Source organism: Bacillus sp. FSL R5-0447, from assembly GCF_038606125.1.
GTDB lineage: Bacteria > Bacillota > Bacilli > Bacillales > Bacillaceae > Bacillus > Bacillus velezensis.
In genome coordinates, this window is sequence record NZ_CP152012.1 from 2,523,329 (window position 1) to 2,545,999 (window position 22,671).

General features: G+C 47.3%; 30 protein-coding genes and 1 pseudogene. 4 read left to right on the forward strand and 27 right to left on the reverse strand.

The genetic code is table 11. The features are described from left to right. Positions 1 to 4 precede the first annotated feature (4 nt). From spoVAC to NYE68_RS12760, 19 genes are all read right to left on the reverse strand, one after another. Complete coding sequence (spoVAC, locus tag NYE68_RS12670; protein ID WP_003153353.1) at positions 5 to 457, reverse strand: stage V sporulation protein AC; 453 nt, start codon at positions 455 to 457, stop codon at positions 5 to 7. Between the two features lie 12 nt (positions 458 to 469). Then, positions 470 to 895 carry a stage V sporulation protein AB gene (locus tag NYE68_RS12675; protein ID WP_029326122.1) on the reverse strand — a complete coding sequence of 142 codons (426 nt, stop codon included), beginning with the start codon at positions 893 to 895 and terminating at the stop codon, positions 470 to 472. Next, complete coding sequence (locus NYE68_RS12680) at positions 885 to 1,505, reverse strand: stage V sporulation protein AA (protein WP_007409412.1); 621 nt, start codon at positions 1,503 to 1,505, stop codon at positions 885 to 887. Before NYE68_RS12680 ends, NYE68_RS12675 begins: the two co-directional genes overlap by 11 nt. Positions 1,506 to 1,631: 126 nt before the next feature. After that, positions 1,632 to 2,399, reverse strand: a complete 768-nt coding sequence (gene sigF, locus NYE68_RS12685) for an RNA polymerase sporulation sigma factor SigF (protein WP_003153348.1) — start codon at positions 2,397 to 2,399, stop codon at positions 1,632 to 1,634. A gap of 11 nt (positions 2,400 to 2,410) precedes the next feature. Continuing rightward, complete coding sequence (spoIIAB, locus tag NYE68_RS12690) at positions 2,411 to 2,851, reverse strand: anti-sigma F factor (RefSeq protein ID WP_003153347.1); 441 nt, start codon at positions 2,849 to 2,851, stop codon at positions 2,411 to 2,413. Then, positions 2,848 to 3,201: an anti-sigma F factor antagonist gene (gene spoIIAA / locus NYE68_RS12695; RefSeq protein ID WP_007409411.1), complete on the reverse strand. Its 354-nt coding sequence runs from the start codon at positions 3,199 to 3,201 to the stop codon at positions 2,848 to 2,850. The genes spoIIAB and spoIIAA overlap by 4 nt, the downstream gene beginning before the upstream one ends. A gap of 95 nt (positions 3,202 to 3,296) precedes the next feature. Continuing rightward, complete coding sequence (locus tag NYE68_RS12700; protein WP_225046397.1) at positions 3,297 to 4,466, reverse strand: D-alanyl-D-alanine carboxypeptidase family protein; 1,170 nt, start codon at positions 4,464 to 4,466, stop codon at positions 3,297 to 3,299. A 136-nt stretch (positions 4,467 to 4,602) separates the two neighbouring features. After that, positions 4,603 to 5,421, reverse strand: coding sequence for a purine-nucleoside phosphorylase (locus tag NYE68_RS12705; protein ID WP_007409407.1), 819 nt, complete (start codon positions 5,419 to 5,421; stop codon positions 4,603 to 4,605). 12 nt (positions 5,422 to 5,433) lie between these two features. Beyond that, complete coding sequence (deoB, locus tag NYE68_RS12710) at positions 5,434 to 6,618, reverse strand: phosphopentomutase (protein WP_015417748.1); 1,185 nt, start codon at positions 6,616 to 6,618, stop codon at positions 5,434 to 5,436. A gap of 167 nt (positions 6,619 to 6,785) precedes the next feature. Then, positions 6,786 to 7,676 carry a site-specific tyrosine recombinase XerD gene (gene xerD / locus NYE68_RS12715; RefSeq protein ID WP_007612347.1) on the reverse strand — a complete coding sequence of 297 codons (891 nt, stop codon included), beginning with the start codon at positions 7,674 to 7,676 and terminating at the stop codon, positions 6,786 to 6,788. 7 nt (positions 7,677 to 7,683) lie between these two features. Beyond that, positions 7,684 to 7,911, reverse strand: a complete 228-nt coding sequence (locus NYE68_RS12720) for a YqzK family protein (protein ID WP_003153331.1) — start codon at positions 7,909 to 7,911, stop codon at positions 7,684 to 7,686. Positions 7,912 to 8,026: 115 nt separating this feature from the next. Next, complete coding sequence (gene fur / locus NYE68_RS12725; RefSeq protein WP_003153330.1) at positions 8,027 to 8,476, reverse strand: ferric iron uptake transcriptional regulator; 450 nt, start codon at positions 8,474 to 8,476, stop codon at positions 8,027 to 8,029. Positions 8,477 to 8,588: 112 nt separating this feature from the next. Beyond that, positions 8,589 to 9,233: a stage II sporulation protein M gene (gene spoIIM, locus NYE68_RS12730; protein ID WP_003153328.1), complete on the reverse strand. Its 645-nt coding sequence runs from the start codon at positions 9,231 to 9,233 to the stop codon at positions 8,589 to 8,591. Between the two features lie 76 nt (positions 9,234 to 9,309). After that, complete coding sequence (locus NYE68_RS12735; RefSeq protein ID WP_012117898.1) at positions 9,310 to 9,537, reverse strand: hypothetical protein; 228 nt, start codon at positions 9,535 to 9,537, stop codon at positions 9,310 to 9,312. Positions 9,538 to 9,593: 56 nt separating this feature from the next. Then, on the reverse strand, positions 9,594 to 9,884 hold the full coding sequence (locus NYE68_RS12740; protein WP_039254632.1) for a hypothetical protein: 291 nt from the start codon (positions 9,882 to 9,884) through the stop codon (positions 9,594 to 9,596). A gap of 112 nt (positions 9,885 to 9,996) precedes the next feature. Further along, positions 9,997 to 11,310 (reverse strand): NAD-dependent malic enzyme, encoded by a 1,314-nt coding sequence (locus NYE68_RS12745; RefSeq protein ID WP_063094867.1) that lies wholly within the window; start codon positions 11,308 to 11,310, stop codon positions 9,997 to 9,999. A 12-nt stretch (positions 11,311 to 11,322) separates the two neighbouring features. Further along, positions 11,323 to 12,729, reverse strand: a complete 1,407-nt coding sequence (nhaC, locus tag NYE68_RS12750; RefSeq protein WP_007409401.1) for a Na+/H+ antiporter NhaC — start codon at positions 12,727 to 12,729, stop codon at positions 11,323 to 11,325. A gap of 141 nt (positions 12,730 to 12,870) precedes the next feature. Further along, entirely contained in the window at positions 12,871 to 14,298 is a 1,428-nt protein-coding gene (gene aspA, locus NYE68_RS12755) for an aspartate ammonia-lyase (RefSeq protein WP_003153322.1), read from the reverse strand. Positions 14,299 to 14,335: 37 nt separating this feature from the next. Then, on the reverse strand, positions 14,336 to 15,325 hold the full coding sequence (locus NYE68_RS12760) for a type I asparaginase (RefSeq protein ID WP_003153321.1): 990 nt from the start codon (positions 15,323 to 15,325) through the stop codon (positions 14,336 to 14,338). A 176-nt stretch (positions 15,326 to 15,501) separates the two neighbouring features. On the opposite strand from NYE68_RS12760, the gene NYE68_RS12765 reads away from it, so the two are divergent. Beyond that, positions 15,502 to 15,855, forward strand: coding sequence for a helix-turn-helix transcriptional regulator (locus tag NYE68_RS12765; RefSeq protein ID WP_007409399.1), 354 nt, complete (start codon positions 15,502 to 15,504; stop codon positions 15,853 to 15,855). A 10-nt stretch (positions 15,856 to 15,865) separates the two neighbouring features. Here the strand turns inward: NYE68_RS12765 and NYE68_RS12770 are convergent, their stop codons facing one another. Next, positions 15,866 to 17,029: a TIGR00375 family protein gene (locus NYE68_RS12770; protein WP_324636744.1), complete on the reverse strand. Its 1,164-nt coding sequence runs from the start codon at positions 17,027 to 17,029 to the stop codon at positions 15,866 to 15,868. Then, on the reverse strand, positions 17,029 to 17,583 hold the full coding sequence (locus NYE68_RS12775) for an NUDIX hydrolase (protein ID WP_003153317.1): 555 nt from the start codon (positions 17,581 to 17,583) through the stop codon (positions 17,029 to 17,031). The genes NYE68_RS12770 and NYE68_RS12775 overlap by 1 nt, the downstream gene beginning before the upstream one ends. A 78-nt stretch (positions 17,584 to 17,661) precedes the next feature. On the opposite strand from NYE68_RS12775, the gene mciZ reads away from it, so the two are divergent. Then, positions 17,662 to 17,784 (forward strand): Z-ring formation inhibitor MciZ, encoded by a 123-nt coding sequence (mciZ, locus tag NYE68_RS12780; protein ID WP_003153315.1) that lies wholly within the window; start codon positions 17,662 to 17,664, stop codon positions 17,782 to 17,784. Positions 17,785 to 17,846: 62 nt separating this feature from the next. Continuing rightward, positions 17,847 to 18,767 carry an aldo/keto reductase gene (locus NYE68_RS12785; protein WP_144664570.1) on the forward strand — a complete coding sequence of 307 codons (921 nt, stop codon included), beginning with the start codon at positions 17,847 to 17,849 and terminating at the stop codon, positions 18,765 to 18,767. 32 nt (positions 18,768 to 18,799) lie between these two features. Here the strand turns inward: NYE68_RS12785 and NYE68_RS12790 are convergent, their stop codons facing one another. Next, a complete protein-coding gene (locus NYE68_RS12790; protein WP_007409396.1) occupies positions 18,800 to 19,024 on the reverse strand; it encodes a YqkE family protein in 225 nt (74 codons plus the stop codon). A 122-nt stretch (positions 19,025 to 19,146) separates the two neighbouring features. Between NYE68_RS12790 and NYE68_RS12795 the strand changes: the two genes are divergently transcribed. After that, positions 19,147 to 20,061 (forward strand): alpha/beta hydrolase, encoded by a 915-nt coding sequence (locus NYE68_RS12795; protein ID WP_229041301.1) that lies wholly within the window; start codon positions 19,147 to 19,149, stop codon positions 20,059 to 20,061. Between the two features lie 39 nt (positions 20,062 to 20,100). On the opposite strand, the gene NYE68_RS12800 is transcribed toward NYE68_RS12795, so the two are convergent. The 5 genes and pseudogenes from NYE68_RS12800 to NYE68_RS12820 all read right to left on the reverse strand — a co-directional run bounded on the left by NYE68_RS12800 (position 20,101) and on the right by NYE68_RS12820 (position 22,541). After that, complete coding sequence (locus tag NYE68_RS12800) at positions 20,101 to 20,340, reverse strand: DUF2552 family protein (RefSeq protein WP_003153307.1); 240 nt, start codon at positions 20,338 to 20,340, stop codon at positions 20,101 to 20,103. Continuing rightward, the gene (locus NYE68_RS12805; RefSeq protein ID WP_014305346.1) at positions 20,315 to 20,677 is read right to left on the reverse strand and encodes an iron-sulfur cluster biosynthesis family protein; all 363 of its coding nucleotides are present in this window, start codon (positions 20,675 to 20,677) and stop codon (positions 20,315 to 20,317) included. The genes NYE68_RS12800 and NYE68_RS12805 overlap by 26 nt, the downstream gene beginning before the upstream one ends. A 74-nt stretch (positions 20,678 to 20,751) precedes the next feature. After that, positions 20,752 to 21,717, reverse strand: a pseudogene (locus NYE68_RS12810) (GNAT family N-acetyltransferase); the annotation flags it as partial. After that, a complete protein-coding gene (locus tag NYE68_RS12815; RefSeq protein WP_015240143.1) occupies positions 21,714 to 22,058 on the reverse strand; it encodes an antibiotic biosynthesis monooxygenase in 345 nt (114 codons plus the stop codon). The gene NYE68_RS12815 and the pseudogene NYE68_RS12810, both read right to left, overlap by 4 nt. Positions 22,059 to 22,070: 12 nt before the next feature. After that, positions 22,071 to 22,541: a GNAT family N-acetyltransferase gene (locus NYE68_RS12820; protein WP_324636742.1), complete on the reverse strand. Its 471-nt coding sequence runs from the start codon at positions 22,539 to 22,541 to the stop codon at positions 22,071 to 22,073. Between the last annotated feature and the right edge of the window lie 130 nt (positions 22,542 to 22,671).

Consider the following 22,671-nt stretch of genomic DNA (forward strand, 5'->3'; position numbering starts at 1 on the left):
CCTCCTACGAAAACAGTTTTTCACAAGCAAACCGTATCAGGCCTACGATATAGGCTGCCACCACGCCGAATACAATGACGTTTCCCGCCAATTTAAACATGTTTGTCGCTACTCCGAGTACGAGTCCTTCACTTCTGTGTTCGAGAGCGGCGCTTGTCATACTGTTTGCAAAACCCGTCACCGGCACGGCTGAACCCGCTCCGGCAAACTGCCCGAGTCTGTCATAAATGCCGAATCCGGTCAAAAGGGCGGAAATTAAAATAAGAGTGGCGGCCGTCGGGTTGCCCGCTGTTTTTTCATTAAAATTAAAAAAGTGGATGTAAAAGTCTTGAAGAGCCTGCCCGATCAGACAGATCAAACCGCCGATCAGAAAGGCTTTGACGCAATTCCAAACATATGGCGGTTTCGGCTGATAGTCTTTCACTTTTGTTTTGTAATTTTCTTTTAAGTTTGTCATGTCGGTTCCTCCTTATGAATGATGGATAAAATACAGCCAATGAAATAAAGAGCCGGCTATTTTGCCGAACACAATGGCCATCAGCAATATGATGATTTTGCTGCCGAAGCCGATCCGTTTGGCAAGAATGGGAAGCACATTCAGCACTTCTGTAAGCGCGGCGGCCAGCATGCCGACAAACATGCCGGCCAAAAGCCCGACCGGAACGGCCAGCCATTCAGATAAAAAAAAATGATTCATATTTAAGGTTTCCCAGCCGCCGAACACAGCTCCTGAAATAACAGCTCCTTCGTAGGCCTGTACAAAGCGCATTGTTTTTGTCAGCTGCATAAGGCGGGGGACGATTCCCATAACGGTTAAAAAAGCCACAAAGCCCGCACCCACGGTCAGCCCTCCGCCAAGCCCGACAAATATAACGAAAAGAATGCTAACGATCATGCAGATCTTTCATCGTCTCTTCATTTTCGTGCATTGCGACATAATGATCGAGATCAAGCTGATAATTAAACATCTCGACTTCCAGCGGGCTTGGCTCTTCATTCAGGCGTTTTTTGAAGATGTGATTAAAAAAGACGATCATACCGAGACCGAGGCCGATGCTGTACGGAATCTGAAGCAGATACGGATATTCATTCCGTTCGCCCGTTATGATTTCATATAAGGCGATATGAACTTCTCTCATACTGACATCTTCATGAAAATTCATAATGGCAAGACATGAACCGATAAAAAGCAGGAGCCAGACACCGACGAACAAAACGGCTGACAGCTGCTTTTTCTGGTAATGGATTTCCACTATCGTTTCAGCGCCGCCGACGGTCTGTACATCAAGAGCGGGAAAAGCGGTATGAATGGTTTTCAGCACTTTTATGATGTCCAGCACGACGATATTTTTGTCTTTTTTCGTGACCTTATACAGCGGCAGTGCCGACAGTTTTTTTTTCAGCTTTTGCTGTCCCGCGATCTGCGCGGCGTCGCCGATTGTGATGATATCTCCGGTATGAGCCTTCACGCGGTGGCGAAGTCTGAGAAATATTCGTCTTTCCATCTTGCATCACCATCTTTCGGGTGGTTATATATGTAGTATGCGGTTCACTTTTGTTCTCATTCATCAGCGGCAAAAGACCATAAATTACCACCGATGCACAAATAAAAAAAGCCGGCCCGTAAAAGGTCAGCTTTCCGTATGATCCATCTGCACTTTAATCTGCTTTAATATTTTTTTCTCCAGCCTCGATACCTGGACTTGGGAAATCCCGAGCCGTTCGGCTACTTCCGACTGTGTCTGATCTTTATAATATCTCAGATAGACAATGAGTTTTTCCCGTTCTTCCAAATCACTGATCGCTTCCTTGAGGGCGATTTTGTCAAACCACTTCTCTTCTGAATGATCGGCGATCTGATCAAGCAGGGTGATCGGGTCTCCGTCATTTTCATACACGGTCTCATGAATGGATGAAGGCGCCCGCACCGCTTCCTGCGCAAGCACCACATCCTCCGCATCAATTTCTAAATGGTCCGCGATTTCCTGGACGGTCGGCACTCTTCCGTATGTTTTTGACAGTTCATCTTTCGCCCGGCGTATTTTATTGCCGAGCTCTTTTAAAGATCTTGAAACTTTGACGGTTCCGTCATCGCGGATGAAGCGCTGGATTTCTCCGATAATCATCGGCACGGCATAAGTTGAAAAACGGACATCATAGGACAAATCGAATTTATCAACGGATTTTAACAATCCGATACAGCCGATCTGAAACAGATCGTCCGGCTCATAGCCTCTGTTTAAGAACCTTTGAACGACGGACCACACAAGACGCATGTTTTTTTCTATGAGGAGGTCTCTTGCCTGCTGGTCGCCCTCTTGGCTCTTTTTGATTAATTCTTTGACTTCATGGTCCTTGAGCTGCGCGTTTTTGCTGTTTTTCTTAACCTCCACATCCATAACAAATCTCCTTAATTACAAAGCGCTTTGCTTTTTGATAGGTGTTTTGTTAAGCGTATCGTCGTTCCCATCTCCGGCGAGGAATCAATCGTGACATCATCCATGAAGTTTTCCATAATGGTAAAGCCCATTCCGGAGCGTTCAAGCTCGGGTTTTGTCGTAAATAGCGGCTGGCGCGCTTCCTCAAGATCCGTGATCCCGAGGCCTTCGTCACGTATGGTCAGATAGACGACATGATCCTCCAGCGTAACGGAGATGTACACCTTTCCGTCGCAGTTTTCTTCATAGCCGTGGATGATCGCGTTTGTTACCGCTTCTGATACGACGGTCTTGATTTCCGTCAGCTCATCCATCGTCGGGTCGAGCTGTGCGATAAAAGAAGCAACTGTTACGCGCGCAAACGATTCGTTCTGACTGAGGGCTGAAAATTCAAGATGCATCTCGTTTTTCATGATGCCACCCCCAACGTTAAAAGCGCTTTTTGTTCTGATTGTTCGAACCTGATGATTTTAAACAGGCCGGACATGTCAAACAGACGTCTCACCGCGGGTGAAATCGCGCACACGACCATTTCTCCGCCGAGCTGTTTAATTTGTTTATAACGCCCTAAAATCACGCCGAGGCCGGAGCTGTCCATGAAGGTAAGATCTTCAAGGTTCAGCACAATGTGACGGATGCCGTCAGCCTCCAGCGATTCAGTAACCTTTTGTTTTAATGATTCTGCCGTATGATGGTCGAGTTCACCTGTTAATCGAATACAAAGCACGGATTCTTTGACATGAAAGTCAATTCCAAGGCTCATGCTCATTCCTCCTTGATATGATCGGATAATGAGTGTTTCGATTTTCGGGAAAGCAATTCCTTCACTATGACAAAACTAGTGCCCGTTCGCCACGATTATTTAAATTTAGTCCAATCTCCCATCGTCCGCTTCAGAAAAGTGAGAAAACCCGCTTTTTCCATGTCGTCTTTTGCCGTGACCGGGCTTTCAACGAGCACCTTTCCGTCTTTTTTCAGAACGAGGCTGCCGAGCACCTCTCCTTTTTTAACCGGAGCCGTTACATTGCCGTTGATTTTCACTTCTTTTTTTACTTTGTCCATGTTCTCTCCCTTTTTGGCCAGAAGAGAAATCGGCTCAGATGTGGTCAGCTTGATCAGTTTCTGTTTTCCTTTTTTCACTTTTACCGTTCCGACGATTTGATCCCGTTTGTACAGCGGGTGTGTTTTGAACTGGCTGAAGGCGTAATCAAGCATTTTGGTCACTTGGGCATTTCTTTCTTTCGGAGTGCTGGCTCCGAAAACAACAGCAATGACCCTCATATTTCCTTTTTTAGCGGTGGCGGTTAAACAATACTTCGCTTCGCCTGTAAAGCCCGTCTTCACGCCGTCTACACCCGGATAAAATTTGATCAGCCGGTTTGTATTGACGAGCCAGAACTTTTTGTCTGTATTTTCTCTTAAATAATCCTCATACGTTCCCGTAAATTGAGTGATTTTATCATACTTTAATAATTCCTTCGCCATTTTCGCCATGTCATAAGCAGAGCTGTAATGGTCTTTTTCAGGCAGTCCCGTCGGGTTTTTGAAGGAGGTATCTTTCAATCCCAATTCTTTTGCTTTTTTGTTCATCCGGTTGACGAAATCCTCTTCTGAACCGGCAATATACTCCGCCATTGCGACGGATGCGTCATTTCCGGAAGCTATCGCAATTCCTTTGAGCATTTCTTTTACCGTCATTTCTTCTCCGGGTTCAAGGAAAATCTGTGATCCGCCCATGGACGCGGCATGTTCACTCGTCCTGACTTTATCGCTCATCTTTATTTTCCCTTTGTCAAGCGCTTCCATGATTAAAAGCATGGTCATAATTTTCGTCATGCTTGCCGGCGCCAGACGCTCCCGGCTGTTCTTGTTATAAAGAATGCTTCCCGTATCGCGTTCAATCAGCACGGCGCTTTTGGCTTCATGAGCGAGCTCCGATGTATGTTTTCCGTCCGGCTTTGCAAAAGCGGACGGTGCTGATGCCGTTAATAAAATGCCAATCAACAAAGTGGATATAAGACGTTTCATCTCCAAAGCCCTCCATTTCATAATCCTTTTTATTTTTTCCAAATCCGGTGGTTTTATACGCCTCATCTGGAAAATGTTTCGTGTTGAGGGCACAAAAAAACAGCTGCTTCCGAAGAAACAGCTGACTTATGCTGACTTATTTTTGAGATCGTGCGACTACGGCTTTTACAAGCTTCAAAAAGCCGCCTTTTACTTTTTCCGTCATTTCCATTACTTCTTCATGGGATAACGGCTGGTCAAGAATACCTGCCGCCGCGTTGGAAATGCATGAGATGCCGAGCACGCGCATCCCCGCGTGGTTGGCGACGATGACTTCCGGCACGGTCGACATGCCTACAGCGTCAGAACCCATCGTTCTTAAAAACCGAACCTCAGCTGGCGTTTCGTAAGACGGCCCCGTAACAGCTGTATACACCCCTTTTTGAACAGGAATGCCCAGCTCATCGGCCGTTTTTTCAGCCAAGCCTGACAGCTCTTTGTCATAGGCTTCTGACATGTCCGGGAATCTCGGTCCGAATTCAGCTTCGTTCGGCCCGATTAACGGGTTGGTGCCCGTAAAGTTGATGTGGTCTGTAATAATCATCAGATCGCCGGCCCGGAATTCAGTGTTGATACCGCCGGCTGCGTTCGTCACGACAAGGGATTCAACGCCGAGCGCCTTCATTACGCGGACGGGAAATGTGACCTGATCCATTGAGTAGCCTTCATAGTAATGAAAGCGGCCCTGCATCGCGATGACCTGCACACCTTCAAGCGTTCCCATCACAAGCTGGCCGGCATGGCCTTCTACCGTTGAGACCGGAAAATCAGGGATCGTTTCATATGTAAGCTTGACAGCTCCTTCAATTTCATCGGCCAATACGCCGAGCCCTGACCCTAAAATCAGACCGATCTTTGGTGTTTCTTTCACGTGTTCTTTAATAAATGCAGCAGCACGTTCGATCTTTTGTTTCAAAAAAAGTCCCCCCTACTGTAATCTTGATAAAAAGCTTTTTCCGTATTCCGGCTTTTCCGTTTTGAAATTATCCGCAATGGTTGCGCCGATATCGGCAAATGTATCCGCAAGCGGCAGCTGTTCAGTGTGTTTGTGCTTTTTGCTGTACACAAGAAGCGGCACATACTCCCGCGTGTGATCCGTGCCGTGATGGACAGGATCATTGCCGTGATCCGCAGTGATGATAAGCAGATCGTCTTCTTTCATTTTCTCAAACACTTCCGGAAGCCTTGCGTCGAATTCCTCGAGCGCTTTTCCGTACCCTTCCGGATCGCGGCGGTGTCCGTACAGCGCGTCAAAATCAACGAGGTTGGCAAAGCTCAGGCCCGTGAACTCTTCACCGAGCGTTTCAATCACTTTGTCCATGCCGTCCATATTAGATACCGTCCGGCGGGAAGATGTAATGCCTTCTCCGTCATAAATATCAGAAATTTTGCCGATGGAAATGACGTCTAATCCGCTGTCTTTCATTCCGTTCATTACGGTGCGGCCGAACGGTTTGAGCGCATAATCATGACGGTTCGGCGTGCGTTTGAAGCTGCCCGGTTCTCCGACGAACGGTCTTGCGATAATCCGGCCGACCATGTACTTCGGATCAAGCGTCAGTTCTCTGGCCGTTTCACAGATGCTGTACAGTTCGTCAAGCGGAACGACATCTTCGTGAGCTGCAATCTGCAGCACGGAATCTGCTGATGTATAAACGATCAGCGCACCCGTTTCCATATGTTCTTTTCCGAGCTCGTCCAGAATCGCCGTGCCTGAAGCCGGCTTATTTCCGATGATTTTCCGTCCTGAACGCCGCTCAAGTTCCTGAAGAAGTTCATCCGGAAATCCTTCCGGGAACACTTTAAACGGTTTTTCAATGTAGAGGCCCATAATCTCCCAGTGCCCCGTCATCGTATCTTTCCCGTTTGACGCCTCCTGCATTTTTCCGTAATACGCAAGAGGGTGCTCCGTTTTTTCCACGCCCTTAATGTCTCCGATCAGTCCGAGACCGAGCTGCGCCATATGGGGCATATGTAAGCCGTTCATGTGCTCTGCGATGTGTCCGAGCGTATTTGCGCCTATATCATTAAAATCGGCGGCGTCCGGCGCTTCACCGATTCCGACAGAATCCATTACGATCAAAAATACCCGGTTATATTTGTATTCAGACATCATAAAAGCCTCCTTTTCTTCCATCTGTCCATTGTAGCTTACAGAGGTCAGACAACTCAAGTATAAACCGTTTACATTCCTGTTGACAATGCCGATTCAAATAATTAGAACCTTCTCTGTATTCCGCCAATCCGGCAAAAAAGCCGCGGCCCCTCTGGCAGCGGCTCCTAAGCGCGCGGATGATACTGTTTGTACACGTCCTTCAGCCTTGTTTTCGTCACATGCGTATAAATTTGCGTCGTGGAAATATCGGCATGTCCGAGCATCTCCTGCACGGCGCGCAGATCCGCGCCGTTTTCGAGCAGGTGCGTTGCAAAAGAGTGCCGAAGCGTGTGCGGTGTCAGCTCTTTTTTAATCCCCGCTTCAAGTGCGATTTTTTTCAGGTTTTTCCAAAAACCTTGACGGCTGATCTGCCTGCCGTGATGATTCAGAAAAAGCGCTTCGGTTACATTTTTCTTTAATAATTTCCCTCTGGCTTTTTCAATGTATGCTTCTATCGCATGAGAAGCGGCTTCACCAATCGGCACAATCCGCTCTTTCCGCCCTTTTCCGAAGCAGCGGACAAATCCCATCGTCAAATGGACGTCGGATAATTTCAGCTCGATCATCTCGCTGACCCTGATGCCGGTTGCGTACAGCAGTTCAAGCATGGCTTTATCCCTGAGGCCGAACGGACTGTCAAGCTTAGGCGTGTCCAATAACCGCTCAACTTCGTGAAGCGCCAATACTTTCGGAAGCGTCCGCTCTGTTTTTTGTGTTTCAATATGTACCGAAGGATCTTTATCCGCGGCTTTTTCCCTTAGCAGAAATTGATGAAAAGACCGGATCGACGCCAAATGCCTCGCAGACGTCTTGCCGGATTTCCCGGAGTCCTTTATATGCTTTAAATATTGAATAATATGAAGACGGGTCACATCATTCCATGAAGTGATCTGAAGGCTTTCAGTTAAGAAGAGAGAATAACTTTTCAGATCACGCTCATAGGACATCATCGTATTTTGGGACAGCCCTCTTTCAACCCTCACATAATGGATGAAATCCTTAATTTGATCCTTCACTCTTGATCTACTCCCCGTTTTGGTAAAAAAAGATCAATCGGCCGAACCAGCCGTCTTTCTCCTCATGTTCCGTTTTGGCCACTTTGACGGCGGAGCCTTCCGGTTTATCGTACCGATGATAGTTTTCATACTCTGAATTCACCCATATCATAGCATAATAGAACAGCGCGGTAAAACCTGTGAACAGAATAAACACTTTGATCGTATCCGCGGCTGTTTTTAAGAATCTGCCCATCTTTCGATCGACCCTTTCTTTTGGCGGCTGTTAGTACACCTTATGCCAATTTCAAAGGCTTTTATACATAAAAACAGCAAAAAACCCTTTCCTGGCAGAAAAGGTTCGTAGGCTTTTACTCTGTTTCATCCCCGCGGCAGCGGTGGCAGATTCCGTGAAAAGTCAATCTATGATCTTTAATTTTAAATTTCCAATCACGTTCAATCACTTCTTCAACGTCTTCAAGCAGATCTTCTTCAATTTCATCGACGGCTCCGCACTCCATGCACACCAAATGGTGATGAAAGTGAGCCGCGCCTTCTTTGCGAAGGTCGTAGCGGGATACGCCGTCCCCGAAGTTAATTTTATCAACGACTTTTAATTCTGTTAATAATTCTAATGTACGGTATACTGTAGCGAGACCAATTTCAGGAGATTTCTCTTTTACGAGGAGGTATACATCTTCTGCGCTTAAATGGTCTTCTTCGTTTTCAAGCAGCACTCTTACCGTTGCTTCCCGCTGTGGCGTAAGCTTGTAGCTTGACGAGTGCAGCTGCTTTTTAATTCGATCAATACGGTTTTCCATGTCTTTCCCTCCTACGCCGCATTCCATGACTCATTATAACAAAATACGCGCAGAGTTCCAACTATAATTATTATAAACTGATAAATAAAAGTATTATTTTGTGATAATCATTCTAAAATATGCGTGATGACAGCTTTTCCATAAACAGCGGAGACACGTACGCCTCGAGCAGCGAAGCGATGACCGAGAAGAAAACGATGAGAATCAGCACGAAGGCGTAGCGTCCGAACCATTGGATCGGCGCGTCATGAAGGCTGCGTTTGACAAACAGCTGCCGGATCAGTTTCAGTGAAAAAGCGATGGAGCATGTCCCCATGATAAGATACGCCGGAATGAGAACGACGTTTTGCGGCAGAACCGAAATAAATGACAGGAAAAACCCGTTCATCCCCATTTGATTCACTAAAAAACCGACCGTGAAGCCGACGACGATTCCTTTTAAAAACACCATAATGAAAATAACCGGAAGACCGATCACGGAAATACCGAGGATCCACATCAGCCCCAAATATTTTACATCATGAAAGACGGCCTGCCAAAACATTTCTGAAGCGCCGGCATGTTTTCCGTCAGACAGCTGTCCGAAAAACTTGCTTAAATAGTAATACAAATCTTCTTTCTGCGTGATGGTCATGCTGTTGACGATGATCGCCCCGAAAATGACCCCCATCAAAAACAAGACGAACACAAATATATAAAGTGACAGATGATCCTTTACATGGCGAAAAAACAGTTCTTTGTACGATTGTTTTCTCATACCGCTTTCCTCCCGCTAATCTATTGACTTGATTTAGTAGATTGTATGAAAGAAAAGAGAAAACATGACAGAGAAATCATAGAAAGGCGCGAGATTCGGGCATAAAAAAAGAACCCCCGTCATCACTCCGGTGATCATAGGGGTTCCTTTTTTTATGCTTTATTCTTTCAAGCCTGTCTTTTTTGGTCTTCGTCACTCTTTCATGGGTGCTGAAAGACGGCGCCGTCCCCCTTGACAGGACTGCGTCACGCATTCCGTTTCTTTTGAGATGCTCCCGCATTTTTTTCGTTTTGCTCTTCGCCATGTGCCAATCGCTCCTTTTTCCCTTTTCTTTATCATAACAAAAAAATCCAGATGTGTTCATGAATACGGCTCATGTTTCGACCGGTAAGCGCGCAGAGACGTTTTGGCAGATGAATAGCTCCCCATTGCGGCGTATCCGTAAAAAAACCCCATAAAAATCCCCGCATACACGTGTTCATGATGACCGAAAACGATAGACACTATATTTCCGGCAGCAAGGGCAATCGTGGGAACGAATATGCCCGGAACCCGGCAGAACACTTTGATCAGCTGTGTGACGCATAAGACGACCGGCACGCCGATCACAGCATCCCAAATATTTGTATGGATCAGCGGAAAATAATCCACATCGACACCTCTTTATTCCGTCTTTTGCTATCTGTTAGCCTGCCTAAGAATTCCGCTTCCTATTCATGATAAAAAAACAGCACCGGCACACATCCGGTACTGTAAGAGTTGTTTATTTCCCTGCCGCGGCCCGTTCTACGGCTGCTGATACGGCTTGATGCACGTCGGCATCCAAAGGCTGAGGCACGAGATCGCCGTGTTTTGTGCAAGAGGCGATGGCTTCTGCGGCCGCCACAAGCATTTCATGGTCGATTTTCTTGCTTTTGGCGTTCAGCGCGCCGCGGAAAATCCCCGGGAAGCCGAGAACATTATTGACCGAACGGCCGTCAGCTGCATAAGCGGCTCCGGCTTGTAATGCCTCTTCCGGTTCAATCTCCGGCTTCGGATTAGATAAAGCCAGAATGACGTGTCCTTTTCTGACATCCTCTTTTTTAATGAGACCCGGAACTCCTGTGGTGCTGATCACAATGTCACACGTGTCCATTAATTCTTTGATGCTTCCAAGCGGCTGACCTCCGTACTGAGCGAGGCGGTTCATTGCGTCTTCTGACTTGTCCGTTCCGCAGACCGCTTTGACTCCGTATGCCATAAACATGCGGCAGATGGCGACGCCTGCCGCGCCGAGACCGATCTGACCGACCTTCGCTTCTTTTAAATCAAGACCGGCGCTTTTACAAGCGGAAATGGCAGCGGCGAGCGTGACGACCGCCGTGCCGTGCTGGTCATCGTGCATAACCGGAATGTCCAGTTCTTCTTTCAGGCGGTCTTCAATGTCAAAGCAGTGGGGCGAACCGATATCTTCAAGCAGAATTCCGCTGAACCCCGGAGAAATATGTTTTACCGTGCGAATGATTTCTTCCGGATCAGAGGTATCGAGCAAAATCGGAATTCCGCTGATACCCGCCAGCTGGTCAAAAAGCGCGGCTTTCCCTTCCATTACGGGCATTCCGGCGACAGAGCCGATATTGCCGAGGCCGAGAATCGCCGTTCCGTCGGTGACAATGGCGACAGAATTGCTGATTGTCGTATAGATGGACGCTTTTTCAGGCTCGTTTTCAATCAGTCTGCACACATCGGCGACACCCGGCGTATAAACACGCCCAAGCTCAGCCAATGTCCGAATCGGCATTTTGCTTTTCATCTGAATTTTGCCGCCTTCATGAGCAGAGAGCACTTCATCTGAGACTGTATGAAGACGGATGCCTTCACCGAGAACTTCAATGGCTTGAATGATTTCCTGCAGCTGCTCTTCATTTTCGGCCTGCACCGTAATGTTGCGCATTGTGTAGTTCGGGCCGACTTTAACGGTTTCAACTTCCCCGATATCTCCGCCCATCACTCCGATGGCGGTTGCCACTTTTCCGAGATTTCCGGGAACAGTCGGCGTTTCAATCATTAACGTCCGAATCATATGCTTTGTAATCATGAAATGAACCTCCTAACCCAATTTTTGAGATTGCAAGGATTTTTCTTTCGTGTACCAAATGAATTTCCCCGTGTATCCGTACAATATTGCCAGTCCGATAGATACAAAACTGAGCCACATGAACGGCAGATAAGAAAATGTGGATACGCCGAGAATGCCGGCCATATAGATGCCGTTATCAGACCACGGCACCATCCCTGAAGTAAGCGTTCCGCCCACCTCTGCGTTCCGGGATAAAACTCTTCTGTCAAGTTTCAGTTTATCATAACTGTTCTCCATGATTTTCGGCGTCAGGATCAATGACACGTACATCGCACAGCCGAAAATGTTTCCTAAAAGGGCGACGATCAATGTCGAAAGCGTCACATTTCCCGGTGTGGTCAGCTTTTTCTCAAAAGTTGAGACAATCACTTTTAATACGCCGAGCTTCTCAAGAATTCCTCCAAAACCGAGACCGAACAGGATAACGACTAACGTATCCAGCATACCGGTAATGCCTCCGCGGTTTAACAGGCCGTTTAAAAATTCGACGTCCGTTTTAATAGAAAAACCATTATAAGCAGTCGCTATGGCACTGGCAAAATTCATTCCCTGAAAGACGGAAGCCCAGATTGCGCCAAGCAAAGCACCGATGATAATAACGGGCATAGACGGCTTTTTCAAAATCAGAAGGACAACGACGACAACAGCCGGAATGAGCATCCATATATGAATATCAAACGTTTTCTGCAATGAAGATTTTAAAAATTCCACTTTGTCGAGATCAATATTTTTTCCGCCGTATATAAATCCCGTTACGGTAAACAGAATGGCCGTAATAATATAGGACGGAATTGACAGATACATCATCGCTCTGACGTGTGACAGCACATCCACCTTAGAAAGCGTGGAGGCAAGCACCGTACTGTCAGACAGCGGTGAAAGCTTGTCTCCGAAGTAAGCGCCGGACAAAACGGCTCCCGCTACGATCGGAAGCGGTATACCCATTCCCTCTCCGATGGCAATCATGGCGATCCCCGCGGTTCCCACGGTTCCCCACGACGTTCCGGTCGCAACGGACATAACGGAACAAATCACCAGTGTAGCCAGAAGGAAAATATGAGGATTAATAAACTCTAAACCATAATAAATTAACGTCGGCACAACGCCGCCGGCAATCCATGTCCCGATGAGCGCACCGACCGAAACGAGAATCAATACCGCTTCAAGACCGTTTGATATGCCGGTGACAATCGAAGCCTGCAAGTCTTTATATGAATATCCCAGCCTGACTCCGAGAATAATAGCGAAAAACCAGGATATTAATAGAGCTAGCTGGATCGGCAGGTCTAAAAACACTGTGAACGATAAGACAAGTGCTAAAAACCCGAATAATAAGATAATAATTTCCAATAAATTTGGCAATCTGGCCTCTTTCACAAGAAAATCCCCCTAGAAGAAAAAAGCTAAAACGCTTTCATCAAATGATATAACAAATTATACTATACTGCCTCATCCCTTTGTATGGCAACCGCCTATTCACTAAAAAACGTGAAAAGGCGGCTGTTGTTGCTTTAAAATTTATTTTTCTAATAGATCTTTTCCGGCAATTCCCGGTTTTGTCATTTCATATGGATTCAAAATGATATCCAATTCTTCTTCTGTCAGTACATCATTTTGAAGGCAAAGATCTCTTACAGATTGCCCCGTCATGATTGCTTCACGGGCAATTCGCGCAGCCGCTTCATACCCGAGGTGCGGATTGACCGCTGTAATGACGCCGACGCTTTTTTCCACGTATTGCTTCAGACGTTTTTCGTTGGCTTCAATTCCCGCCAGACAATGATCGGTAAATGAACGGAACCCGTTATTCATGATGCTGATGGATTGAAGCAGGTTAAATACGAGTACCGGCTCCATTACGTTAAGCTCCAGCTGGCCCGCTTCTGAAGCGAGGCAGATCGTATTGTCATTCCCGATGACCTGGAAGGCGATTTGGTTGATCAGCTCTGCCATTACAGGGTTGACTTTCCCAGGCATAATGGATGATCCCGGCTGACGGGCGGGCAATGAAATTTCCGCAAGTCCCGCGCGCGGACCTGAAGCCATTAAGCGCAGATCGTTGGCGATTTTCGACATGTTCATCATGCATACTTTCAACGCGGCTGAAACTTCCGTATACGCATCAGTGTTTTGTGTGGCGTCAACCAAATGGCCGGCGCCGACAAGCGGCAGTCCGCTGATGTCAGCCAGGTGCTTCACAACCTGTTCTATGTAGCGCGGATCGGCGTTAAGTCCCGTACCTACGGCCGTTGCCCCCATGTTTACTTCATACAGATGCTGGCGGGATTGTTTAATTCGCTTTATGTCACGCTCAAGCACGCGGCTGTATGCTTCAAATTCCTGTCCGAGACGGATCGGCACAGCGTCCTGAAGGTGTGTGCGCCCCATTTTAATGACAGAATCAAATTGTTTCGCTTTATCTTTAAAGACACTGAGCATATGCGCCATCGTATCAAGGAGCTTATCCAAAAGTTTCAAGGTTGAAATATGGATTGCCGTCGGAAACACGTCGTTCGTCGATTGTGACATGTTGACGTGTGTGTTCGGGCTGAGGTGAATGTATTCACCTTTTTTATGGCCCATGATTTCTAGGGCCCTGTTGCCGATTACTTCGTTGGCATTCATGTTCATGGACGTTCCGGCTCCCCCTTGGATCGGATCGACGATAAATTGGTCATGCCATTTTCCCTCAAGAATTTCATCTGCGGCCTGTACAATCGCATTTCCGATTCCTTCATACAGCCGTTTTACATCCATGTTGGCAAGCGCCGCCGCTTTTTTGACGATGGCGAGCGCATTAATCATTTCTTCGTGGATGCGGTAGCCGGTAATCGGAAAGTTTTCTTTCGCGCGCAGCGTTTGTATTCCGTAATACACATCAGCTTCAATTTGTTTTTCTCCGAGGAAATCTTTTTCCTGACGATATTCTTTTTGCGCGTTTGTCATGCTAAAACCCTACTTTCTCTTTGTGGTAGTCATGTTTTTACAGTACAACGTCGTCTGCGATCGGTGTCTCCATAATGTTTTTGACTTCAGCCAAGTTGTGAGACTGGCCGAGCGCCCACATTAATTTCGGCACGATGGCTTCCGTGTTCATATTTCTGGAGCGGATAATGAGATCTTGATTGACTCTTCGGCCGACTTCATAGACGCTCATGTCCTCTCCTTCTTCAAGACATTGTGTCGTAATGACGACGACAATGCCGCTTTCAATCATTTCATTGACTTTGGCGAGAATGTCTCTTCCTTCAAACGGCACGCCGCCGCTGCCGTAGCTTTCAATGACGATTCCTTTGTACATGCCCTTTAATGCGTCAAACATTTCCGGTTTCAGCCCCGGGTGTAGCTTGAGCAGGCACACGTCCGTGCAAAGTGAAGTATTGACCGTAAAAGCATCGTCTTTTGGCATGTGCACTTGTTTGTTGTATTCAATTCCGTTTTCGGTAATAAACGCGATATACGGATAGTTAATGCTCTCAAATGCATCATAGCTTTTCGTTCTTAATTTAATGGCGCGTGTGCCTTGAATGACTCTGCCGTCAAATACGACGTATACGCCGCCCACCCCTTCACATGCGAAGCGGATCGCGTCCGTGATATTTTTTTTGGCATCGGTTTTTTGAAATGTAATCGGGATTTGCGAACCCGTAATGACGATCGGTTTATCAGCATGCTGAAGCATATAAGACAGTGCCGCTGATGTATAGGCCATTGTGTCTGTTCCGTGCGTAATGACGAACCCGTCATATGCGTCATATTTTTCTTTGACAGCATTTGCGATTTCGGCCCAGTATTCAGGCTGCATATTTGTGCTGTCGATGTTCATTAACGAATGGGTTTCCATCGTGTAATCGTTATCAAGTTTTGATACGTAGGTTAACAATTCGTCTGCTTTCACCCCGGGTGCAAGCCCGTTTTCTCCTTCGACTGAGGCGATTGTTCCTCCGGTTGTTAACAGCAATAATTTTTTCATACCCTGCACCTCTTCATCCATTTCTCAAGATGTGTTAAGCATTCGCTTTTCGCATACTTTTAATCAAATTATAGACAGACGAATGAAATTAATCAAGTGATTATTATTCAATTCGCGTACACTTTTGCATATCGATATGATATAATTTGCTCAAGTGAAAAGGAGCGGTTTTGAATATGAATTTAGATCGTTTAACTGAACTGAGAAAAAAGAAAAATTGGTCTCTTCAATATACGGCTGACCGTCTCGGCATCGCCAAAAGCACGTACGCCGGGTATGAATCAGGATACCGGCGTCCGTCATTCGAGGCGCTGGGCACGCTTGCCGATCTGTTTGACACGACGTGCGACGATTTACTGGGGCGCACTGAAAAAAAGGCGGAGCCGTTTGCCCAGACCATCGAATTAACAAACGCCGCACAAGGCCGCGGCACACTGACCGTTGACGGACAGCCGCTGAATCAGGATGAAATCATCGAATTGATTGCGTTTGTCCGCACGAAAAAGAAGGTGCAGGAGGAGCTCCGCTAAAAACCGGCTTTTACGGCTTGATTCTGCCGTACGTCCCTCCGCCCCCGGCCTCAAGGACGAGCTGCCCGGTGCGCGCTTTATGAATGACAGCCGCTATTTTAGGCTGGACGACACGCGCCAATTCCTCTTCTTGCGCCTGATGAAGAATCGCCATCTCCGTCCCGAAAGCCCGCTTCAGTTTTTCTAACGTTTTCGGCCCGACCCCGGGAATGAACTGCAGCGGGATTTGATGAATATACGGCGGCCGCGGCACGCGGCTTTTTTTCGGGCCGCTCAGTTCCTCCAGCCGTTCACTGACCCCTTTTGTCATTGTTTTCCCCCCGCACTCCGGACATGCGGTAGCTCCTTTTTCAACCGGGCTGCCGCAGCGGTCGCAAGCCGTCCGGTAATACTTCCCGAGCTTCGGGTTCAGCCCGTAATTCGCCGTGATTTTTCTTCCGTCCTTCCCTTTTAAAGCCAGCGAAAATTCCGTGAAATTCGCTTCTTTAAGAAGCATTTCATTATATTCTCTGCCGATTTTTCCTAAGGAATGCGCATCAGAATTTGTTAAAAATGTATACGGATCAAGTTCTGTTACCCGCGAAGCCATGTCGGTGTCACAGCTTAACCCGAGTTCCGCCGCGTCAATGAGCGACGGGTCGAAAACTTCTGTCAAAGAAGATATGACCCCTTTTCCGTACAGGCTTTTATGCGGGGTGAACATATGGGCGGGAATAAACAGGCCGCCCAATTCCTTTGTTTTCCTTTGAAGATTCAAACCGGTTTCATAAATGCGCTGGGAACTGAGATGGATATTTTTAAGCCTTTTTGCAAGCCACTCAGAAAACATCTTCATTTCGGCAAGAGACGGCATAAAGACGAGAACGTGAATCGGCCCGCGGCATGTGTGATCATAGATTTCAAGCTCACTGCCCAACAGAAGCGTCGTATTCCGATACCGGATGCCGCCTTCTTTCAGCTCACGGTATCTGCCTTCATCAATTCCGCGCTCGATTTCTTCTATGACTTCCGGGGAATGGCAGTCGATAATGCCCAATAGTTCAATTCCCTTCCCCTCACTGACTTCTTCTAAAATCCGGTGCAGCGTCAACGTTTTGGCCCCGGTGATTTTGACCGGTTTTCCCGTATAGGTGCGGCCGATATGAATATGCAGATCCGCATAGATGGTTTTCATCATTTTTCCTTCAGCGCTTCTTTCAGCTGGAGATACTGAATCGCGTACGCCGTTTTTGCGTCATACACCCTGCGGGATTCAATCAGCTTCACGGCCTCTTCAAGCGTGACCTGCATGACTTCGACAAATTCATCCTCATCCAGCTCTCGTTTTTCTTCCAGCGGCGAAAGCCCTTCCGCAAGAAAGAGATGCACGATTTCATCAGCAAACCCGGGTGATGTATAAAAAGCGGTGATTTTCGTCAAGGTTTCCGCCGTATATCCCGTTTCTTCCTCGAGCTCTCTTAACGCCGTATGTTCCGGCTCTTCCCCCTTTTCAAGCTTCCCGGCCGGAATTTCAACGATTGTCCGTTCCAGCGGCTTTCTGAACTGGTTCACCAAAATGATTTTTCCTTCCTCGGTCACCGCAAGTACGGCCACCGCTCCCGGATGTTTGACGATTTCCCGCTTGCTTGTTTTTCCGTTCGGAAGCTCTACGTCCTCTAAGTAAAGATCTATGACTTTCCCGTCATACAGCTTTTTTTTCGCAAGTGTTTTTTCTTCTAAATGTTTCATCATGTCATCTCCCGTTCTGTCTCTCTATTATGCCTCATATATTTTATCATACATGCATGAGAGGGAGGTGCTTTTCGATTGAAGGTGTACCGGAAGGATAAGAGTATCGTATTGGTCGGAAAGGCGTGGGAAGTGCGGGCTAAACTGAAAGAATACGGACGGACATTCCGCTATGTCGGAGATTGGATCACCGGGCCTTAACAGTTGAAAACTTCGCGCCTTTATATTACGGTCAGTAAAAGACTATAAAAAGGAGCGAAACGATGAGAAAACGCACACTGGGACATTCTGATTTAGAAATAAGCGAAATCGGGCTCGGCTGTATGTCGCTGGGCACGGATAAAGCTAAAGCGCTGTCTATTTTGGATGAAGCGATCGAGCTTGGAATCAATTATTTAGATACCGCTGATCTTTATGATTTCGGCAGAAATGAGGAAATTGTCGGGGAGGCCGTCAAAAACCGCAGGCACGACATCATTTTAGCCACGAAAGCCGGAAACCGCTGGAATGATGATAAAGACGGCTGGCATTGGGACGCTTCCAAGGGCTACATAAAAGAAGCGGTCAAAAACAGCCTGCGCCGGCTGAAAACGGACTATATCGACCTTTATCAGCTGCATGGCGGCACGATGGAAGACCATATTGACGAAACGATCGAAGCATTTGAGGACTTAAAACAGGAAGGTGTCATCCGGTATTACGGCATTTCCTCGATTCGTCCGAATGTTATTAAAGAATATGTGAAAAAATCAAATATCACCAGCGTTATGATGCAATACAGCCTGCTGGACCGGCGTCCCGAGGAGTGGCTTCCCCTTTTAGAGGAGAACGGAATCAGCGTAGTCGCAAGAGGGCCTGTCGCTAAAGGGCTTCTTACGGAAAAACCGCTTGATCAAGCGGCCGCAAGCGTAAAAGAGAACGGCTATTTAACATATTCTTTTGCAGAACTGGCAGAAACCAAAAAAGCGATCAGCGCTGCCGCACCTGACTTGAGCATGACGGAGCTTTCTCTTCAATACTTACTGTCACAGCAGGCCGTCGCTTCTGTCATCACCGGAGCCAGCTCACTTGAGCAGCTGAGAGAAAACTGTTCGGCTGCAGAGGCCCGGCGTTTAAGCAGCCAGGAAATCAAAGCCCTGCAATACCATACAAAACGGGACGTATACGAAGCCCATCGTTCTTAAATCATAAAACCGGCACCTTTTCAGATGCCGGTTTATTTATATTTGTGCCAATCGAGACTGCTTTCATTCAGCAGCTCTTCAAAGCTTTTATGTTTTTCTTTTTCTTTTCGTTTTCTGATTTGTTCCGCCTTTTGCTGCGCCTGTTTTTTCTCGTCTTCTTCCTTCAGCTCACTTTTCATTTGCAAAAGCCTGGCCTTCAGATCTTCCTCCAGATCGTCTTTTAAGCTGTGTTTTTCTTTAGGCAGCTGCTTTTTCATCATTACGCCCCCCGTATCTGAATATGGTGAAGCAAGTGTACCACGGAGCGCCGGAGGCCGGCAACGTTCACGGTCCTGAAAAGCCGGAGGAAGGATTTTTCATATGAAAGGAGGGTGCCTGTGTGAAAAAATGGCTGGCGGTGTTCGGTTCGGCTTGCGCAGTCTTTTTGGCTGCCGGATTCGCTTTTACGAATCTGATTATGTTTATGAAGAAAAAGACGGATGAAGATATCATGAAAAAAGAAACGGCGGACGGGCATGATAGATTTGATTCCTTTCAGGCCATGGAAAAAGAAGAGGCTGTCATCCTGTCACGCCACGGGTATGAGATCAAAGGCTTTTACGTCGCCCCGCATCATACGGCAAACACCATGATTATTTGTCACGGCGTTACCGTAAATTCGTTCAATTCATTGAAATACATGGATTTATTTTTAGATTTAGGATGGAATGTGCTCGTATATGACCACCGCGGGCACGGAAAAAGCGGCGGCAGAACGACGAGCTACGGCTATTTTGAAAAAGATGATTTGGAAGAAGCCGTGAATTGGGTGAGACACAAAACCGGAGACGGCGGTCAAATCGGCATCCACGGGGAATCGATGGGAGCGGTGACGGCCTTATTATACGCGGGCGGGCATCAGGATGAAAACGGCGCTGATTTTTATATTGCGGACTGTCCGTTCGCAAGCTTTCGCGATCAGCTCGCCTACAGGGTGAAGCGGGAGTTCCGGCTGCCTCCGTGGCCGCTTCTGCCTTTGGCTGATTTCTTTTTGCGGATGAGAGAAGGATACCGTATCCGTGATGTATCGCCTCTATCGGTTATCAGCCGAATCCGGCAGCCCGTGCTGTTTATTCACAGTAAGGAAGATGATTATATACCTCCCGCTTGTTCCGAATTGCTGCACCGCAAAAAACGCGGCCCTAAGATGCTCTATCTGGCCGAATCGGGCGGGCATGCCATGTCGTACACCAAAAATCCGGAGAGCTACCGTAAAGCCGTTCAAACCTTTTTAGATACCATGACGCAAACGTAAAAAAGCGAAAGAACGTATGCTGGTTCTTTCGCTTTCACGTCATAAAACGTCGGTAATCCCGTCCATATTTTCTCCGATCCAGTCAATGGCGAGGTCGATTGTCGTAAACTCCTGCGCTTTGAAGGTCATCTCATCCTGAAGCAGCCAGACATCCTTCTGAACGGATTCAGCGCCTCCGATGGACCAGTGCAGCAGACTGTACGGGTGGTTGTTGTTCAGAAAGGATACCCACGTTTTATGCTGTGCCGTCTGTTTAATGGCTTTCAGCTTTTGATTCACTTTCCGTTTCTCCCTGCTTTACTAATATGCTCATTCTCGGGCTCAGCATCTCTGCCGGGCTTTTTAAGACGAGCGTTTTTGCCTTTTCATTGTAATCGATTGTCATTTCCTCGTCAAAAAACACTTTTTGTGAGGTCTGGATGTAAAGCGGAAGTCCGTTGGTTTCAATGGCTTCGCATTGTCCCGTTAATTCGTCCGCCAGCCAGATGGTCGGCACGCCGCTCACCGCGCACCCGCAGCCTTCTGCGTCATAGCGGAGCTGCGCTTTTTTCCCCGGGTTGGCGTCCATTGCCTGCTGAAGTGTGTGTTTCGCCGCATCCGTCACATGTATTTGCATAGATGATCCTCCGTTTTTCATTTTCGCCATTGTAGCATACCGAGCCGCTGTATGCATTGTTTCTGCTTTCTTTACAGCAGCCCGCTCTCCCAGACCTTTGCCTCTTGTTCAGCCGCCTTGATCCAATCATTTTTTCCTTCACTATATTTTTCCATATCGTATGGGTACGTCTTAGCGAGGTGCCGTTTCAGTTCCATGTATTGAGCCGCTTTTTCAGGCTTTGCGGTGAGGAAATCCCGGAACAGCAGATGACGCTTCACGTCCGGATGGCCTGTTTCGTATATGTGAACGTGGTGTGTGCGCTTGCTGCCGCCTTTTTGAAAGAAACGCCGGCCCTCTAGCCCGTTTTCCCCTTTCGCCTCATAGCCGAGTGCTTCCAGCTGCGGACTGAATCGGTCAGCGTCCGAAATATCTTTAACCTCCGCCAGTATATCAATGACGGGTTTGGCGGCCATCCCCGGGATAGAGGTGCTGCCGATGTGTCTGACAGAATGAAGTGCTGGGCCGAAGATTCGGATCAAGTCCGCCTTCTCTCTTTCAAACATTTCTTTCCATTCCGGCTTGTACGGAACAACTTCCGCTTTCCTCTTCGGATAAAGATGAAAAAACGAGAGGGCCAGCCCTTCCGGCGTCTCTATCTGTCCGGCTTCTGTGAACCCGGTTTTTAAATAGAGAGAGACTGCCGGAACGTTTTGGCTGGCGGTAGCCGCCTCTATTTTTTGGGCGTCCCGGTTCTCGTCTATCACAAATTGAATAAGCGCCCGTCCGATTCCTTTTCGAAAGCCGGACGGGTGCACCGTCAGCCTGCATATGACAAGGTCATATCCCTTTTTTTCATACGAAATGACGCCTGCAAGCTGATCTTTTTCCTTGAAACCGGCAAACGTCTCCCGTGACCGCTGTATATCATCGGGTGTTTCATGCAAGGCGGGGATGCCGAAAAAGCCGATCAGCTCTGCTTCTTTTTGATAAGAGCAGCGCTGAACCGCCGCAATTTCCCGCGCGGTCTGTTCTTGTGTATGCTGTAAAAATGTAATCAATCTTCCGCCCCTTTTGACGCAAACATCCGCTGTGACTCCGTCTTCGTAATGCGGACCGCGTATGCTTCATACCAGGCGGTTTTTCCTTTTTGTTTTGCCGCCTGGTGGTCCGTATGATCTTTCCACCTTTTAATCGCCTCCAGGCTGTCCCAGTAGGAAACCGTGATGCCGCAGCCGTTTTCCTCCCGAACGCTTTCCGCGCCTAAAAAGCCCGGCTGTCCGCCTGCCAAATTCATCATGCGCTCTGCCGTATGTTCATATTCCTCATCATATTTTCCCTTTATTGATGAAAAAATGACCGCATAATAGGGCGGTTTGGGCGTGTCAGCTAAAAAACCCATATTCATCCCCCTCTACATATATTTCACAAACAGAATCCGGTCTTCTCCCGGACCGTCATAATTCGCAAAAACAGGGATTCCGTTTACGGTTTTGGTTCCTTTTTCAGCTTCAAAGCCTAATTTTCTATGATAAGCGATTGATACTTTATTGACAGGCGCCGTCACGCAATTGACTTTTGTGCAGCCCCTTTTCTTCACCGTCTCCATAAATCGGTCGTAGAGCTGTTTTCCAATTTGCATTTTTCTGAAATCCGGATGCACACCGGAAAAATGAATGTAGGCTGTCTCAGGGTCTGATTGCGACTGAAAACCGATTAAAAAACCGGTCATTCCCTCCGGCCCGTACGTGATAAAGCTTGTGTCCTGAAAATGTTCAAAAAACAAGCGCGGCAGTTTGTCTTTCATCTGCCTGCCGCCCCACCATTCATTCAAAACAGACGTAACCATTTCATAGTCTTCAGAGGTAATTGTTCGAATATCCATTATCGATTGACTCTCCTTTTCGTCCGGCAAAATGAATGTCAGCTCTTCTCATTGGAATATAAAAAATTATATGTGGGTTGTTTGCAATTGTAAATGATTTCTTTTCAAGCAAACAAATCAGCACGTCTTC

Excerpts from the sequence above, each read along its gene's own strand:
- spoIIAB (WP_003153347.1), bottom strand. The coding sequence starts at position 2,851 with ATGAAAAACGAGATGCATCTTGAATTTTCAGCCCTCAGTCAGAACGAA.
- NYE68_RS12680 (WP_007409412.1), bottom strand. The coding sequence starts at position 1,505 with ATGGAAAGACGAATATTTCTCAGACTTCGCCACCGCGTGAAGGCTCAT.
- NYE68_RS12765 (WP_007409399.1), top strand. The coding sequence starts at position 15,502 with ATGAATTTAGATCGTTTAACTGAACTGAGAAAAAAGAAAAATTGGTCT.
- NYE68_RS12735 (WP_012117898.1), bottom strand. The coding sequence starts at position 9,537 with ATGGCGAAGAGCAAAACGAAAAAAATGCGGGAGCATCTCAAAAGAAAC.
- NYE68_RS12790 (WP_007409396.1), bottom strand. The coding sequence starts at position 19,024 with ATGAAAAAGCAGCTGCCTAAAGAAAAACACAGCTTAAAAGACGATCTG.
- NYE68_RS12720 (WP_003153331.1), bottom strand. The coding sequence starts at position 7,911 with ATGGGCAGATTCTTAAAAACAGCCGCGGATACGATCAAAGTGTTTATT.
- NYE68_RS12700 (WP_225046397.1), bottom strand. The coding sequence starts at position 4,466 with ATGAAACGTCTTATATCCACTTTGTTGATTGGCATTTTATTAACGGCA.
- fur (WP_003153330.1), bottom strand. The coding sequence starts at position 8,476 with ATGGAAAACCGTATTGATCGAATTAAAAAGCAGCTGCACTCGTCAAGC.
- NYE68_RS12785 (WP_144664570.1), top strand. The coding sequence starts at position 17,847 with ATGAGAAAACGCACACTGGGACATTCTGATTTAGAAATAAGCGAAATC.
- NYE68_RS12760 (WP_003153321.1), bottom strand. The coding sequence starts at position 15,325 with ATGAAAAAATTATTGCTGTTAACAACCGGAGGAACAATCGCCTCAGTC.
- NYE68_RS12675 (WP_029326122.1), bottom strand. The coding sequence starts at position 895 with ATGATCGTTAGCATTCTTTTCGTTATATTTGTCGGGCTTGGCGGAGGG.
- sigF (WP_003153348.1), bottom strand. The coding sequence starts at position 2,399 with ATGGATGTGGAGGTTAAGAAAAACAGCAAAAACGCGCAGCTCAAGGAC.
- NYE68_RS12820 (WP_324636742.1), bottom strand. The coding sequence starts at position 22,541 with ATGGATATTCGAACAATTACCTCTGAAGACTATGAAATGGTTACGTCT.
- spoIIAA (WP_007409411.1), bottom strand. The coding sequence starts at position 3,201 with ATGAGCCTTGGAATTGACTTTCATGTCAAAGAATCCGTGCTTTGTATT.
- NYE68_RS12775 (WP_003153317.1), bottom strand. The coding sequence starts at position 17,583 with ATGAAACATTTAGAAGAAAAAACACTTGCGAAAAAAAAGCTGTATGAC.
- aspA (WP_003153322.1), bottom strand. The coding sequence starts at position 14,298 with ATGACAAACGCGCAAAAAGAATATCGTCAGGAAAAAGATTTCCTCGGA.
- deoB (WP_015417748.1), bottom strand. The coding sequence starts at position 6,618 with ATGTCTGAATACAAATATAACCGGGTATTTTTGATCGTAATGGATTCT.
- NYE68_RS12745 (WP_063094867.1), bottom strand. The coding sequence starts at position 11,310 with ATGATTACAAAGCATATGATTCGGACGTTAATGATTGAAACGCCGACT.
- NYE68_RS12805 (WP_014305346.1), bottom strand. The coding sequence starts at position 20,677 with ATGCAAATACATGTGACGGATGCGGCGAAACACACACTTCAGCAGGCA.
- spoIIM (WP_003153328.1), bottom strand. The coding sequence starts at position 9,233 with ATGAGAAAACAATCGTACAAAGAACTGTTTTTTCGCCATGTAAAGGAT.
- spoVAC (WP_003153353.1), bottom strand. The coding sequence starts at position 457 with ATGACAAACTTAAAAGAAAATTACAAAACAAAAGTGAAAGACTATCAG.
- NYE68_RS12770 (WP_324636744.1), bottom strand. The coding sequence starts at position 17,029 with ATGAAAACCATCTATGCGGATCTGCATATTCATATCGGCCGCACCTAT.
- NYE68_RS12815 (WP_015240143.1), bottom strand. The coding sequence starts at position 22,058 with ATGGGTTTTTTAGCTGACACGCCCAAACCGCCCTATTATGCGGTCATT.